This window comes from Prochlorococcus sp. MIT 1323 (genome assembly GCF_047304905.1).
GTDB lineage: Bacteria > Cyanobacteriota > Cyanobacteriia > PCC-6307 > Cyanobiaceae > Prochlorococcus > Prochlorococcus marinus_D.
The window spans coordinates 16,667-33,200 of the sequence record NZ_CP138973.1; the positions used below are offsets into that span (position 1 = coordinate 16,667).

5 protein-coding genes are annotated in these 16,534 nt (G+C 41.4%); 3 read left to right on the forward strand and 2 right to left on the reverse strand.

Annotated elements, in window-relative coordinates; all coding sequences use genetic code 11:
• The first annotated feature begins 31 nt into the window (after positions 1-31).
• The 3 genes from SIB68_RS00085 (at position 32) to SIB68_RS00095 (ending at position 14,241) form a co-directional block, all read left to right on the forward strand.
• Positions 32-3,583 (forward strand): cadherin domain-containing protein, encoded by a 3,552-nt coding sequence (locus SIB68_RS00085; protein WP_413681842.1) that lies wholly within the window; start codon positions 32-34, stop codon positions 3,581-3,583.
• Between the two features lie 707 nt (positions 3,584-4,290).
• On the forward strand, positions 4,291-10,902 hold the full coding sequence (locus tag SIB68_RS00090) for a hypothetical protein (protein ID WP_413681844.1): 6,612 nt from the start codon (positions 4,291-4,293) through the stop codon (positions 10,900-10,902).
• 606 nt (positions 10,903-11,508) lie between these two features.
• Positions 11,509-14,241 carry a hypothetical protein gene (locus SIB68_RS00095; RefSeq protein WP_413681845.1) on the forward strand — a complete coding sequence of 911 codons (2,733 nt, stop codon included), beginning with the start codon at positions 11,509-11,511 and terminating at the stop codon, positions 14,239-14,241.
• Positions 14,242-14,641: 400 nt separating this feature from the next.
• On the opposite strand, the gene SIB68_RS00100 is transcribed toward SIB68_RS00095, so the two are convergent.
• Together SIB68_RS00100 and SIB68_RS00105 are read right to left on the reverse strand one after the other, a co-directional pair.
• Positions 14,642-16,036, reverse strand: a complete 1,395-nt coding sequence (locus SIB68_RS00100) for an alanine/glycine:cation symporter family protein (RefSeq protein WP_081215480.1) — start codon at positions 16,034-16,036, stop codon at positions 14,642-14,644.
• A 152-nt stretch (positions 16,037-16,188) separates the two neighbouring features.
• Positions 16,189-16,413, reverse strand: a complete 225-nt coding sequence (locus tag SIB68_RS00105; RefSeq protein ID WP_063399738.1) for a hypothetical protein — start codon at positions 16,411-16,413, stop codon at positions 16,189-16,191.
• Positions 16,414-16,534: the final 121 nt, after the last annotated feature.

Genomic DNA, 16,534 nt, shown 5'->3' on the forward strand with positions numbered 1-16,534 from the left:
TTGCAGTGAAGTGAAGAGCTGAGGGAGCATTATGAGCAGGCATGACAATCCCCCAATAACCGGATTAACTCCATCAAATACATGGAGCAAATTGTCGGGGAGTAATTTTTCTGGGGATTATCGATATATAGAAGGCATCCTGACAGGTTCTAAATGGGGAAATACCGATCCAGATAAGAACATCAATGAGAGCATTAAGGTAGAACTTCAGTACTCATTTGATGCCAGAAATATTGGACTCGAATGGGGTGATCAAGAAAAACTTGTTGTTAAAGAGTCTCAGGACTCATATCAAGATGTTGGCAATGTCATTTTTACAAAGACAAGCGATTTTGAGTCTAGGAACATTGACTGGGTTTTACTTAATCGCGAAAAGTTTGATCAATATTTAAACATTGAGACTGAGCTTGATGGTGGAATTGTACTTGGTTTGGCGCTAGTGCCAGATAGTAATGATCATGGTGATTTTGATGGCAGTGTGTTTATTAATACTGATGCATATAAAAATAGTGATAACAGCACAATTTCACCCAATGCGTTAGATAGTGGTAGCCTTCATCCTTTGACATTTAAGCATGAACTGGGCCATGCTTTAGGTTTATCTCACCCTCATGATACTTGGGTTGAAAATAAAGCATTTCCAGGTGTAGCTGAAGGCCAGCAAGGATGGAATCAGGGAGGCGATCATGGCCTAAATGCGACTCCTTGGACCGTAATGACATACAACAATGTAGGGGCGAATGTTTACTCACCATCGACTAACACAGGCAAGGGTTTTATCACTGAACTTGGCGCTTTTGATATTGCAGCAATCCAGTATCTCTATGGACCAAACAATTCAAATAAAACTGGCGATGATACTTACTTATTAGATTTAAATTTAAATGGCTTTCAGTCGATCTGGGATGCTGCAGGCAATGACACCATTGACGCATCAAGTTCTACAGGATCAGTCACAATTGATCTACGTAATGCAACGCTTGAAAATGCCCCAGGCGGTGGAGGTTTTGTTTCTCAAGTTGATGGTGAATTGAAGGGCTACACGATTGCCTATAACTCAACCGGTGATGCAGTCATTGAAAATGCAAAAGGTTCAGCGTATGAGGATTATTTAAGCGGTAATAGCTCGAATAACACGCTGGATGGCCAGGCAGGATTTGATACAGCTGCCTTTACTGGAAATATTGGTGAATACAATTTAAGTCTAGATGGCAATACAGCTGCCTTTCAAGTTACTGATAACAGCTCATCGAGAGATGGAACAGATCAGTTGCTCAATATTGAACGGATTAATTTTAATGGCTCAACCTATGACTTTCCAACGGATATAACGCTTTCAACTACAAACTTTGATGAGAATCTTGCTGCTGGAACTACGATTGCATCACTATCTGCAACTGATCGAGATTCAGACAACAACCATAGTTTCTCATTTTCTTTAGGTAGTGAAAATGAAGACAATGCATCTTTTGTTATTACTGGCGATCAGTTAAGCATCAATGAATTAGCAGACTATGAAATCAAGGATGCTTATTCAATCAGGCTCAAAGCAACAGATGGTGATGGATTGGCAATAGCAAAGTCATTTAATCTAAATGTGAATGATATTCAGCAATCTTATTTAGTCAATTCATCAACCAATATTCTCAATGAAGGCGACACCCTAAACACAATAGTAACTACCACAGATGTGGCACAAGGAACAGAACTGTTCTGGTCATTGGCTGGAGACAATATCACAACTAAGGATTTAGTAGATGGTCAACTGAGTGGTTCCAATCAAGTTAATGGGCAAGGCGAATTCACCATATCAAACACATTTGCAGAAGACTGGAGACGGGAAGGCACGGAGAATGTGCTGATCAAGTTGTTTTCTGATTCAGCACGCTTGAGTCAGGTTGCGGAAACAGGCTCTATTGAAATTACTGACACCTCAGTTTCTATTTCTGAAACTTGGCCAGCGAAAGTAGGTGTCACAGAAGCAACAGATCTAAAACTTGCCTATAAACTCAACTCTACAGAAGAAACTAACCATAGCCAACTTGCTGTACTTGGAGATAACGTTGACTTTTCAAAACGCTATAACCTTGAGATTAGTGGTGAAGTTACAGGTGAAACGAAGGATGATAATTACATCTTAGAATCAGCAGAAATCATAGTTAAGCTTGATCCCTTTCTGTTTAATACAGTCAAGGCCTCTGATATTCGTATTAGTAATGATCTCCCCATCGCCAATGCAGTTCATATCGATGAAGACACCGGTAACATTCGTATTGCAGCAGCTGGCCTGAGTGCCCTTTATGCCGGTAATGCGATTTCATCTGAAACTGTACTTGCGTCAATAGATCTTGATATAAAAGAATCCTATCTACAGCTGACTGATCAAGCAGCAGGTGATCTTAACAGAAAGTTCACTGATCCATTGTTATTTTCCTTGGCTGCTAATCAAGACCACACGATATTTTCTCGTGAATTTGATGATGGCACGACTCATAGCAACCGCGAGATCAAAAGTTTACGTGAACTTGGAGGTGATCTTGCCGTAGAAGGAAATGATATTACGCTCTTTAGTGGAAACCTAAACTTAGAAGAACAAGGAGATGGTCTTGTTCTTGGTACGGATCGAGTCATTGGTGTGAAGACAGAACAATTTACCAACCTGGTGCGTTATGGGGATACGATTCAGGCAAGTAGCGTATGGACTAATACCGGTAATGTCAAGGCGAATGATATCCAAGTCATAGGTGTATCTAATAGCAATGCTGAACTCACGAGTTATTATTTTGATACGGGTGTAAGCAGTGTTGATCTAAACAGTGGTCGATTTGATAATGGGATCTTTAATACAGCAGAGCGTCAATCAACTCAACTCAATGCAGAGATCAAGATCACTGGATCGGCAGGTAATGTGGTTGACCTTAGCTCTGGGATAGTCAACCTCAAGTCGAGTGAAGTTGCTAAGTCATTTGAAAATACTAAGGGCTCAAAAAATCTGATTACTTTCCAAGGAGATCTTAATTATGATGGAAGTGTGACAATGAAAGACCTTGCATATCTCAATGCAGGTGCAAGACGTCAACAACTGGAAGATAGAACAGGTGATGTAGATGGAATGATCAAGGATAATGCCGGTAAATCAATAGCAGAAGGCGAAACAAAAAGCCAAGCGAGCAAAGAAACCTATGCGGCAGATGTAGACGCAGATTTCAACGGAAAAATCGACATTAAAGACCTGGCTGTACTAGATCAAGACTGGGGTAAAACACTGCATATTGGTGATAATGATTTTCAAGGCAAAGGAACGAATTTTACTTGGGCAGAACTCAACACTCAATCTGGTATTAGTCAACAATGGAATAATAAATCCTTTGAAGATCAGAATGCCTTAGAAGCCAAGGCCTCTATAGGTGGATATGATGCACCACTTGAGCAAATACTTAGTGTTAATACAGCAGATTCAAATAAAGATGCAGATGCCGTAACTCAATCTGAAATAGTGACTGGCAGCGGCAGCTCACCTAGCATAAGTGATATTCAGGGTGAGGGATTACAAGATGATGTAATCGGTGGATCAAGCAGTTAAGACTTCTTTTAACCTTACAAAATATAAGGCCTAGATCATGAGATTCAACATTTTACAATTTCGAGGAGTTTTTTAACTCATCAGCGAAAGCTAATATTTTATCCACCCTGTGATTGTTCTTTGCATTCTATCTTCCTTGAATATTCATAGATGCTAGTCTATAAATGTTTGCAAGATCATAGATTTTTACTTTTATGTTTTGCTCTTATGTTTCTAGGGAAGTTAGATATTTCGTTGACAACGGGTTTGCTATTGCGTGGGCAATGCAAGAACAAGTGGTATACGTTCCTCAAATGCCCAAAACGGCAGGACGTTTTGCATGCGGCACCCATTGGTTTACTGAATGAATTTCCATTTCCATACCTTTTGGTTTTCTGTTCTCATTCCTTGATGATGTATTCGTATTTGATAAGCGTACTTCTCTACTAAGCTTCTGCAAATTCTTTTCTGCTCACTGGCTTTGGCTAAGCCGCAAAATACAGGCATACTTATGACATAGTATCCTTTTAAAAGAGATACTCGTCTTGGCTTGTCTCTCGACTCTTTGTTCGCTATGTCTGTGCGAAGGAGGTTTTCTTTGAGCTATAATGAGTAGTAATAGCTAGCAGGTGAACCATATGAGATTCACCTCTGAGGACACCCCCGGTCGCATGAGCCCACCCCCGGCCACTTGATGGGTATTTTTACTTATCACGCAAGCGAGGATTATGGTGATTGATCCAGCGAAAATACAAGAGCTTAGGGATCAGAAAAAATCCTATAAGGATATTTATAACAATGGGAACAATGAATGGGGAATAGAGATATCTGATTTAGTAACCCATGCCAAAGCTAAGAATGAGACTGAAGAAGCTGTTCAAAGTCTAAAAGGAGTTGATTCAGCTCACAAAACAAAGCTAGTCAAAGCAGGCTTTGATCTAAAAGAGTTGGCCGATGGAGGAATGAGTGCGGCTGATTTGATTAGAAATGAGGACTTTAACAGCAAAGATATTCTAGCTCTTATGGACGCAAGCGGCAGGCCAAAATTTACTTATAGCGACTTATATTATAATGGTAATAATGGAAGACCACTCCCTGACCTAGCAATAGTAGCGAAAGGTCTAGGCAATGATCAACAAGTAGAAGCGGTTAAAAGCCTAAAAGCAAACCCTTACGTAGACAAAGCAAAGCTAGTGAATGCAGGCTTTGATCTACAGGCCTTAGCCGAGGGGGGAGTGAGCGCGGCTGATTTGGTAAAAAATGAGAATTTTGAGAGCAAAGATATATTAGGGTTGATTGGTACTAATGGAAGTCCAAAATTTACTTATAGTGAATTATATGTGAATGGGACTAGTGGAAGACCACTTTTTAACCTAGTAGCAGCAGCTAAGCAAAAGGATATAGATGGTAATGATCAACAAGTAGAAGCGGTTAAAAGCCTAAAAGCAAACCCTCACGTAGACAAAGCAAAGCTAGTGAATGCAGGCTTTGATCTACAGGCCTTAGCCGAGGGGGGAGTGAGCGCGGCTGATTTGGTAAAAAATGAGAATTTTGAGAGCAAAGATATATTAGGTTTGATTGGTACTAATGGAAGTCCAAAATTTACTTATAGTGAATTACATGTCAATGGGACTAGTGGAAGACCACTTTTTAACCTAGTAGCAGCAGCTAAGCAAAAGGATATAGATGGTAATGATCAACAAGTAGAAGCGGTTAAAAGCCTAAACGCAAACCCTCACGTAGACAAAGCAAAGCTAGTGAATGCAGGCTTTGATCTACAGGCCTTAGCCGAGGGGGGAGTGAGCGCGGCTGATTTGGTAAAAAATGAGAATTTTGAGAGCAAAGATATATTAGGGTTGATTGGTACTAATGGAAGTCCAAAATTTACTTATAGTGAATTACATGTCAATGGGACTAGTGGAAGACCACTTTTTAACCTAGTAGCAGCAGCTAAGCAAAAGGATATAGATGGTAATGATCAACAAGTAGAAGCGGTTAAAAGCCTAAAAGCAAACCCTTACGTAGACAAAGCAAAGCTAGTGAATGCAGGCTTTGATCTACAGGCCTTAGCCGAGGGGGGAGTGAGCGCGGCTGATTTGGTAAAAAATGAGAATTTTGAGAGCAAAGATATATTAGGGTTGATTGGTACTAATGGAAGTCCAAAATTTACTTATAGTGAATTATATGTGAATGGGACTAGTGGAAGACCACTTTTTAACCTAGTAGCAGCAGCTAAGCAAAAGGATATAGATGGTAATGATCAACAAGTAGAAGCGGTTAAAAGCCTAAAAGCAAACCCTCACGTAGACAAAGCAAAGCTAGTGAATGCAGGCTTTGATCTACAGGCCTTAGCCGAGGGGGGAGTGAGCGCGGCTGATTTGGTAAAAAATGAGAATTTTGAGAGCAAAGATATATTAGGTTTGATTGGTACTAATGGAAGTCCAAAATTTACTTATAGTGAATTACATGTCAATGGGACTAGTGGAAGACCACTTTTTAACCTAGTAGCAGCAGCTAAGCAAAAGGATATAGATGGTAATGATCAACAAGTAGAAGCGGTTAAAAGCCTAAACGCAAACCCTCACGTAGACAAAGCAAAGCTAGTGAATGCAGGCTTTGATCTACAGGCCTTAGCCGAGGGGGGAGTGAGCGCGGCTGATTTGGTAAAAAATGAGAATTTTGAGAGCAAAGATATATTAGGGTTGATTGGTACTAATGGAAGTCCAAAATTTACTTATAGTGAATTACATGTCAATGGGACTAGTGGAAGACCACTTTTTAACCTAGTAGCAGCAGCTAAGCAAAAGGATATAGATGGTAATGATCAACAAGTAGAAGCGGTTAAAAGCCTAAAAGCAAACCCTTACGTAGACAAAGCAAAGCTAGTGAATGCAGGCTTTGATCTACAGGCCTTAGCCGAGGGGGGAGTGAGCGCGGCTGATTTGGTAAAAAATGAGAATTTTGAGAGCAAAGATATATTAGGGTTGATTGGTACTAATGGAAGTCCAAAATTTACTTATAGTGAATTATATGTGAATGGGACTAGTGGAAGAGCTCTGTCTGATTTAGTAGCAGCAGCAATAGAAAGACGTGAAGAAGCTATAGCAATTAATAGCTTATATTCATCACCCCACTTATCAAATACTAAACTTGGTAATGCAGGCTTTCAGGCAGATAACTTTTATCAAGCTGGTTTACCAGGCCTATTCAAAAGTCTTCCGGAGCAGGCTAACCGTTTCCATATTGACGCTGCAACATACAAAAGGGAGCTCAAGGGTCTGAGCTATAAAGCTATATACGAAGAGGGACAGAACCCTTTAATAAACGATACAGGATCGCATCAATGGCTAAGCGCTATTATTAAGACGGCTCAACGACGTAATGAAGAAATAGAGGCGATCAAGGATCTTCAAAATCTATCAAATGAATTGCTATCGACATCAGATATTGTTCAGTTCGGAGAAGGTAGTGACAACTATTATTCCTTTAGTTTATCTGCATTAGCTTCTGCGGGGATCTCCATACAAGAATTGATTAAAAATAAAGATTTTTCAAATAAAGAGCTATTATCTATTAAAGATACCGATGGAGTTACTGCTAAATTTACATATAAAGACTTATATAATAATGGTTATGGACGAGATCTCGCTGGACTAGTTGCTACGGCACTTACCAATAATCAAGCAGAAGCAGCGATTAATAGTCTAAAGAGTGTAGAGCATAAATACCTTGGTGAAGCGGATCTGGTCAAATATGGAGAAGGAGATAGCTCGATAAATGGTTTCACTGCTAATGACTTAGCTCAAGCCGGAATTGCTGCATCAGTACTTGTTCAAAATAAAGATTTTTCAAATAAAGAGCTATTATCTATTAAAGATACCGATGGAGTTACTGCTAAATTTACATATAAAGACTTATATAATAGAGGCTATGGACGAGATCTCGCTGGACTAGTTGCTACGGCACTTGCCAATAATCAAGCAGAAGCAGCGATTAATAGTCTAAAGAGTGTAGAGCATAAATACCTTGGTGAAGCGGATCTGGTCAAATATGGAGAAGGAGATAGCTCGATAAATGGTTTCACTGCTAATGACTTAGCTCAAGCCGGAATTGCTGCATCAGTACTTGTTCAAAATAAAGATTTTTCAAATAAAGAGCTATTATCTATTAAAGATACCGATGGAGTTGCTGCTAAATTTACATATAAAGACTTATATAATAGAGGCTATGGAAGAGATCTCGCTGGACTAGTTGCTACGGCACTTGCCAATAATCAAGCAGAAGCAGCGATTAATAGTCTAAAGAGTGTAGAGCATAAATACCTTGGTGAAGCGGATCTGGTCAAATATGGAGAAGGAGATAGCTCGATAAATGGTTTCACTGCTAATGACTTAGCTCAAGCCGGAATTGCAGCATCAGTACTTGTTCAAAATAAAGATTTTTCAAATAAAGAGCTATTATCTATTAAAGATACCGATGGAGTTACTGCTAAATTTACATATAAAGACTTATATAATAGAGGCTATGGACGAGATCTCGCTGGACTAGTTGCTACGGCACTTGCCAATAATCAAGCAGAAGCAGCGATTAATAGTCTAAAGAGTGTAGAGCATAAATACCTTGGTGAAGCGGATCTGGTCAAATATGGAGAAGGAGATAGCTCGATAAATGGTTTCACTGCTAATGACTTAGCTCAAGCCGGAATTGCAGCATCAGTACTTGTTCAAAATAAAGATTTTTCAAATAAAGAGCTATTATCTATTAAAGATACCGATGGAGTTGCTGCTAAATTTACATATAAAGACTTATATAATAATGGTTATGGACGAGATCTCGCTGGACTAGTTGCTACGGCACTTACCAATAATCAAGCAGAAGTAGCGATTAATAGTCTAAAGAGTGTAGAGCATAAATACCTTGGTGAAGCGGATCTGGTCAAATATGGAGAAGGAGATAGCTCGATAAATGGTTTCACTGCTAATGACTTAGCTCAAGCCGGAATTGCAGCATCAGTACTTGTTCAAAATAAAGATTTCTCAAATGAAGAGCTATTATCTATTAAAGATACCGATGGAGTTACTGCTAAATTTACATATAAAGACTTATATAATAGAGGTTATGGACGTGATCTTGCTGAATTAGTCACAACTTCGAAGGCGCGTAAGGAGCAAATTGATGCTATTGATAGTCTAAAGTCTGTGAATTCAAAGTATCTAGGTAACTCTAAGATAGCAAAATCAGGCTTTAATGCATCAGATTTAAAGACGGCTGGAATTTCTGCTAGTGATGTCATTGATAATTCTGACTTTACTAGTAGTGAACTTGTAGGCGCTGGTTATACATACAAGGAATTATTTGATAATTCATCAGGTCGAAGATTAGATGATTTGATTACAACGTCAAAGGCTCGTGGAGAAATGGATATTGCTATTGATCAGCTATCAACTGTTCAGGGGAAGTACTTGACCCAAGGTGAACTCATTTATGCCTTGCCCTCAGCATCTGTAATGGCAGTAGGTGGAGTAACGCAAGATACGTTTGTAAATTCACTTGGCTATACAGAGGCTGAGGCTAAAGGCTTTATAGCAACGGCCAAAGCATTAACAGATAACATTCTACTTGCAGCGGAAGGAGTAACAAATGAATTAGGTCCAGAGAAGTCATTAGAATTTACTTATGAGTTGAGAGATGCAAAAGTAGTCCCAAGCGCCACAAGCACTACTTTCTTAGATTACAAAGATAAATCTCAAACCGCCCTTACAAGTGTAGCCGTTAGAGGAGATAGTATTGATTCTACTTCTAAGTACTTACTTGATATAAAGGTCAAAAACCTGGAAGAAGATTATGATTTGGAATCTACAGATATAACAATCAAATATGATAAGGATCTTTTCGATCAAATAGATCAAAGTCAAATACGCATCGGTGATGCTATGCCTATAGCGAACGCAGTACATATCGATAATGATAATGGCGAGATACGCATCGCTGCAGGTAGTATTAATAAACTAGGTAAAGGCAAAAAAATTGATCATCTTGGTGAAACAACCCTAGCAACAATCGCCTTTAACTTTAATGAAACCAACTTAGAGAAGCATTCAACAACAAATCCAGGCAAGAAGCTTTTTTATTCTCCCCCTGCTGAAGGCGATAATTTAATCAATGAATTTAAAGGTAATCTCAGCTTTTCACTTGAAGTTAATAAGGATTCAACAATATTCTCAAAGGTCGATGAAGCTGCTAACAATTCAACTATAAAAACTTTGCGTGATTTAGCGGTTGATTCCGCTCATGTTGGCGGTGATTTCGAAGTCACTGGTAAGCCAATAAGTCTCTACGAAGCGTCTATGGAGCTTTCTCAGGATAATCAACTTTATTTCGGATCTGAAAGGATTATAGGTGTTTCATCCAACTCTCTTAAAACTAATCTGATTCGGGCCGGTGATACAGTAAAAACAGATATATCTTGGAAGAATACCGGTAATTGTCATGCAGATGATATAAAAATTGAATCTGTTGGCAGCAACAGTTTGGCTACATTAGTTGAAGAGCTTTCCTCTATTAGCTCAACACATCTCTGCGGAGGTGAGTTTGATGACTCAGGACAGTACGTCGCCAATGATAAATCGATAGATGTAAGTCTTGCAGTCAGAATTGAGTCTGATTCAGCTGGAAAAGTCTTCGACTCCTCCCAACATTTCTATAAGCTATCTGTAGGGTCACAATCCTTTGATCAAGGCAAAGGAACTAAAAATTTAATTACTTTTCAAGGTGACTTGAATTACGATGGAAATGTTGGCATGAAAGACCTCGCCTTTCTTAATGCTGGTGCTAGGCGGCAAAAGATAGAAACAGGTCAAACGGTGGCATCGGATACAACTTATGCACGTGATGTAGATGCAAACTTTGATGGATTGATTAGCATTAATGATTTGAGCATTCTAGATAAAGATTGGGGGAAAACAATGCACTTGGGAGATAATGATTTTCATGGACAAGGTACTGCTACCAACCAAATCACCTGGAATGAATTAAGCAGTCAAAATATTGAAGGTACATCAAGTAATCAAGCTCACACTTGGCAGAACGATTCCTTTGAAAAACAAAATTCCCTAGAATCAAAAGCCAAGAGCGACGGCTACGATACCCCTCTTGGTTATCGAGTAATCAATGAGAATTCCAATCCAGCTCCAACTGTCTCTGATTCGAATCAAGACCCTGATGTAGTCACTTATTCTGATTCTGCTCTGACGACTGGTTTAGGTTCTACATCTGGAGATGGCGATATTCAAGGAACTAGCCTTCAAGACGATATCATTGGCGGTTCTAGTATTGGATGAATTGATTTGTCATGCCGTCAATGATTCACTCATGTTTTAATTCAAATAATCTACTTCTTTGCATTATTCATTCTTCTTGCAGTCCTTCCCTTGTTGGCGTCTAAGCAACAAGCTTTTATTTAGTCTCCTTCATTGAATTATAAGTGTAAACTTCCCTGGCAGCACTTGTAGCTCTGGGATCATTCAGTAGTGCTTTGAAAACACTGTATTAGAAGTCAATAGCTCTAAGATGAACAGCCATCCCAAGCCTTTTATTCTCTCATCTTAGGCATATCACTCTCAACCAGAGAAGCGTTTCAAGCTTCTCCCCTTATGATCACCTATATCTTGTTACTGCACTATTGGAATGATCGCATAAGCTCCCGTAGATATTGCTCTCAGGCAATAAGGCCAGTCCAAGGCTTAGACGCAGATCCCTAAGTGCTGCTCTTAAGCAGTATTTGTAACGGGATGAGCATGAACTGCTCAAATCGCTTCCCCTCATTGAAGGCAATGAATAATGAGAATGCAAGATCAGTGCAGTGCTTTTGTCACTTTTCTGTGCGAACGACTCAAGTTTGGTAAAATGTATTGAAATGCTCTTGAACTCCTGTTGGGAGTAAAAGGATGGCCGAATTCACTGCTAGTACAGCCTTTAAGCATGAAATAAAGGGCGATCCTTTGCCTGACAGGGGCTTCATAGACATCGATGGGGATGAGGTTGTTGACATAAAGATAGACCTATACTGGGCACCAGGAGTTCCAAATAACAACGGACACCCATACCCAAAACGCGCCCCCCGACTTTCTGTCAACGGGGGGGACTGGCTTAGTACTAATTCACCTCAATATACACAATATACATATAAGTCATACGACACTGATCCAAACTTTTCCTTAGAGGATTGGAGCAGCTACGACGAAAGTTTATTTGATGATTACGATAAATATGCTGCTGCTTCGACAACTGATTGGCATACGGGGTATATTACTCTTCCAAATAATGACGATGGTAATAGTGTAAGCCAAGAAAATTATATTCTCTATTTTGCTAATCAGGATAAATCCGTTGTCACAAGGTTTGTTGGTGACCATGGTTATGGTGACACCCATGATGCCGCATGGGTCGGTCTCATAGATGGAGCAAGTGCTACCCCCGATCAAGCAACATATAACAGTTGGACTATGTTAAGCGCTACAGCGTCTGGAGGAGATGGCTCTTCATCTGGAGGAGATGGCTCTTCATCTGGAGGAGATAGCTCTTCATCTGGAGGAGATAGCTCTTCATCTGGAGGAGATGGCTCTTCATCTGGAGGAGATAGCTCTTCATCTGGAGGAGATAGCTCTTCATCTGGAGGAGATAGCTCTTCATCTGGAGGAGATAGCTCTTCATCCCAATCAGAAAGCTCTGATCCAGCTGGGTCTTTACAAATCGAATACGAAGTCAGAAAGGCAAAGAGAGTAGATGGTTCTAGTTCTGAAATTCATGATGGAACAAAAAACAACCCCGCAAGTGATATCGCAATTGAGGATATCGATAGCGAGTCCGCTAGTGGTGGAAGTCGATGGACAAGAGCTGCTAGAGGATCTAATAATCTCCCACCGGTTAAGAGTTTAGCGGTAAGGGGTATTGGTGCTAAAGAGGATTCGAATGTTATTTTAGATATTAAAGCTAAGAATCTTTCAGATTATGATCTTGAGTCAGTTGATCTAACCATCAAATTTGATAGCCACCTCTTTGGAGATATCAAAGAAAACCAGGTAATCTTCAATGAAAATATAATGCCTCTTGCGAATGCTGTTCATATAGACAATGCCAATGGAGAAATAAGAATTGCAGCAGGTAGTCTCTCCTATTTTGGCGCGGAAGAAGGAACTACCTCAGGAGCATTGGGTAGTGGCCTGAAAAGTAAGAATGCCACAGAAGGGGACAAGGAAGGAATACTTGCATCGATTGCGTTCAACTTCAGCGATGACTTGGAAAAAGATGGAGGTGTTTATACAAGAACTGGAGATGGTAACTTGCTGACATATAGCGGAGCAAATGGAACTACAAATAAATTTGATGGGCAATTAGATTTTGATATTGAAGTCAATAAAGACCATACAATCTTTAGCAAAGTAGATAGCGCTCTTGGCACCGAAGCGATTGCGTCGCTAAGAGATATGGATGATAGTCGAGTTGACTTAGTTAAAAACAAAGTCAGCCTCTATGAGGGAACGATCGACCTCCATCAAACGTCATTCCTTAAATTTGGAAGTGAAAGAAAAATTGGTGTTGGCGCATCGCCGATTACGACAAACTTGATTCGGGCAGGTGATACGATCTCTGCAGAGGTTGACTGGAAAAATAAAGGCAATACAACTGCCAGTGATTTTAGAGTAGAAAACTGGGATGGATTGGGTTATGACGCTGAAACTCGTACATGGGCAGCTGGCTCACTGAAGGGGAGTAATTGGATTGCAGCAGTTGATGTTAATAAATCTGGACTGGTTGACTCTAGTGATAAGGATAGTGACCCTACGACAGAGCTACTGAAGGGAGCTACTGATGCAACTTTAACTGGGGGTGATTTTTCTCAAGATGGCACCTACAGCGATAAAAATGAGCAAACGAATAAAGTCAGAATTACAGTCGACATTAATGACAATGCTGCCGGAAAAGTCTTCAATGCATCAGATGACTTGTACCAAATTAAAGTTGATGGTGAAGCTACAGCATTCAGGAGCCACGATGGCCAGCAAGCTTATGCGTCCAAAAATCTGATCACCTTTAAAGGAGATCTAAATTATGACGGAAACGTTGGTATGAAAGACCTCGCATTTCTTAATGCAGGTGCTAGGCGTCAAACGATTGAATCAGGTCAAAAGGTGGCATCGGAAGCGACCTATGCACGCGATGTAGACGCTAACTTTGACGGAAAGATTAGTATTGATGATTTGACCGTTCTCGATGAAGATTGGGGTAAAACCCTACACTTAGGTGATGAAAATTTCCAGGGCAAAGTAGGATCAGACGGTGTGACTACTCAGATAACATGGACTGAACTCGATTCTCAAACAAGTGCCGATGTAATCAATGGAGTTTCAATATCAACTGCTGATAGAGCAAACAGCTGGATTAATACATCATTCAAAAACCAAAACGCATTAGAAAAGTTAGCTTCTACTGATGGCTATGACAGCCCTCTTGGAGAAAGATTGGAAGAGGACCAAACATTGGCTGATACAAACATAGATCAAGATGTGGTTAGTCACGGGGGCGAAGGGTTAACTACAGGTTTAGACTCTGGAGATTCGAGTAATGATATGCGATGGACTAGTTTGCAAGATGACATTATCGGAGGAAGCTCAACTTAGTTCTATACCTTCTGTCTAGAACTTTACTGCAATCACTTTAGTCCTGTGATCAAAAAGCTGTAGACATTGAATTGCATTGATTATTACAAGTAAACAGCGCTAGACACTTATCATCAAGTCAGCATAAAGGCCATTAAAAACATTAAGAATTGGCAGCAACAATGCATCATATGGGCAACGCGACCTCTACAGGCAATGCTTTGAATTTTGACCTGATAACAGCTTTAAGTTTAAATTGCGCTCCTGTCTTTAGTCAAAAGAATGACAAAGGAATTCCTATTTCATAGACAGAATTAACGTGATTTCAGCAGAATCGATGAAAAAATAGTTCGTGCTTTTCGATCCCCCGCTACTTCCTGCTGTTGATGATTAGATCGACAACAGCATGCTCTCTTATCCTTTAACCCTCTTCAAACTGATAGTTTTTAGATAGACGGAAGACAGTGCCCGATAGCAACACCAGTGCAATCAAGTTAGGAATTGCCATGAGGCCATTGAGTGTGTCAGCTACGTTCCACACAGCACCGCGATTTCCTGCAATAGCTCCGATCACAACTACAGCTACCCACACCAGGCGGAAGGGAAGAATTGCTCGCACCCCAAAGAGATATTCGGTGCATCGTTCGCTGTAAAAGCTCCAGCCAAGAACTGTCGTTAGCGCAAACACCACGAGCCCAGCTGTCACCACCCAACCTGAGCCTGCAAGGCCACTGTTGAAGGCAGCGATAGATAGATCAGAGCCTGATTCACCACTCTGATAGGCACCGGTGGTGATGATCACCAGAGCCGTCATAGTGCAGATGATCAAAGTATCAATGAAGGTTCCAAGCATGGCGATGGTGCCTTGACGGATTGGGTCATTGGTTTTGGCGGCAGCGTGAGCGATTGGTGCACTACCGAGACCAGCCTCATTGGAGAAGATGCCGCGCTTAAACCCCATCAGAACCACTTGGGTCAACGTGCCGCTGGCAGCGGCTTCTCCTGTGAAGGCATTGGAGAAGATTGTTGAGAATGCCGCTGGTACTTCATTGATGTTGCTGAGGATGATGACCAAGCAGGCAATCACATAAAACAACGACATCAGTGGAACGATTGCCGATGCCGCCTGGGCGATCCGTTTGATTCCGCCAATAATGACTCCAAAGACAAGCACTCCAAGGACGACACCCGTTAAAAGCCGAGGGATGCCGATCGTGGCTAAGGCACTTGACACCTCAAACGATTGCACGCCATTGCCAATACCAAAGCCCGCCAGCATTCCAAACAGGGCAAAGAATCCGCCTAGCCAGGCCCAGTTAGGACCAAGGCCATTGCGGATGTAGTACATCGGACCACCGACATGATTGCCGAGGGGATCCACTTCGCGGAAATGAACTGCAAGGACGGCTTCGGCATACTTGGTGGCGATGCCAAAAATGGCAATCAGCCACATCCAGAACACAGCACCAGGGCCGCCCATGGCAATCGCAACAGCGACACCGGCGATGTTGCCGGTGCCGATCGTGGCTGCCATCGAGGTCATCAGTGCCTGGAATGGACTGATTTCGCCATCGCCAGAGGCGGTTGGCTTGCGAAGCAGCATGCGCATGCCATAGGGAATGCGCAGTAAGGGCATAAAGCCCAGGCCAACCATCAGCAAGATGCCGGTGCCTGCAATCAGGATGACTGTGGGCCAACCCCAGGCAAAGCCGTTGATCGGATTATTGATCGCCTCGACTGCATCTTCCAGTCCGCTGGGGAACTGTCCGAGGTGTAAGGACAAATCTCTCAAGAGCGACGCTGGAAACACATCCATTTCTGCAAGGACTTGCACGATGGTCTCAGAGGTGCCTGCTGAAGGCAATATTCGTATCAGGCTGCCTTTGAGGTTGTTACATCAGCAGTAGCAAGCGTTGTCTCAAGGTTGGTCCTTTGTGACCACCCTCTCTCAATTGCGGCGAACCTCATTTAGGCAAGGACTTGCTGAGATTTGGGCAAGAGTTGCTGAGATTTGGGAAAGAGTGGTTGAGATTTGGCAAAAACAGCCTGAGATTTGTCTTGGCGAGGCAGGCAGAGATTGGCGTAAAGGCTTGCCTTGCAAGCGATGTAGGGCTTGGCGTCGATGCGATCTCTGCAAAAGACCGTTCGTTCTTCCCGCTCCCGGCGGGGAGTCTTTGAGACATCAGAAGGCATTTGGCTCAGCGACTTAAGTCTTGCTGCAGCTAGTGGATTAACCCCATCGCTGCATCTGTTGTCTGCCTAGATGACCCGACAAAAGAGAGAGACCTTGGCAGTCTGAAATTGCTGGTCAGGT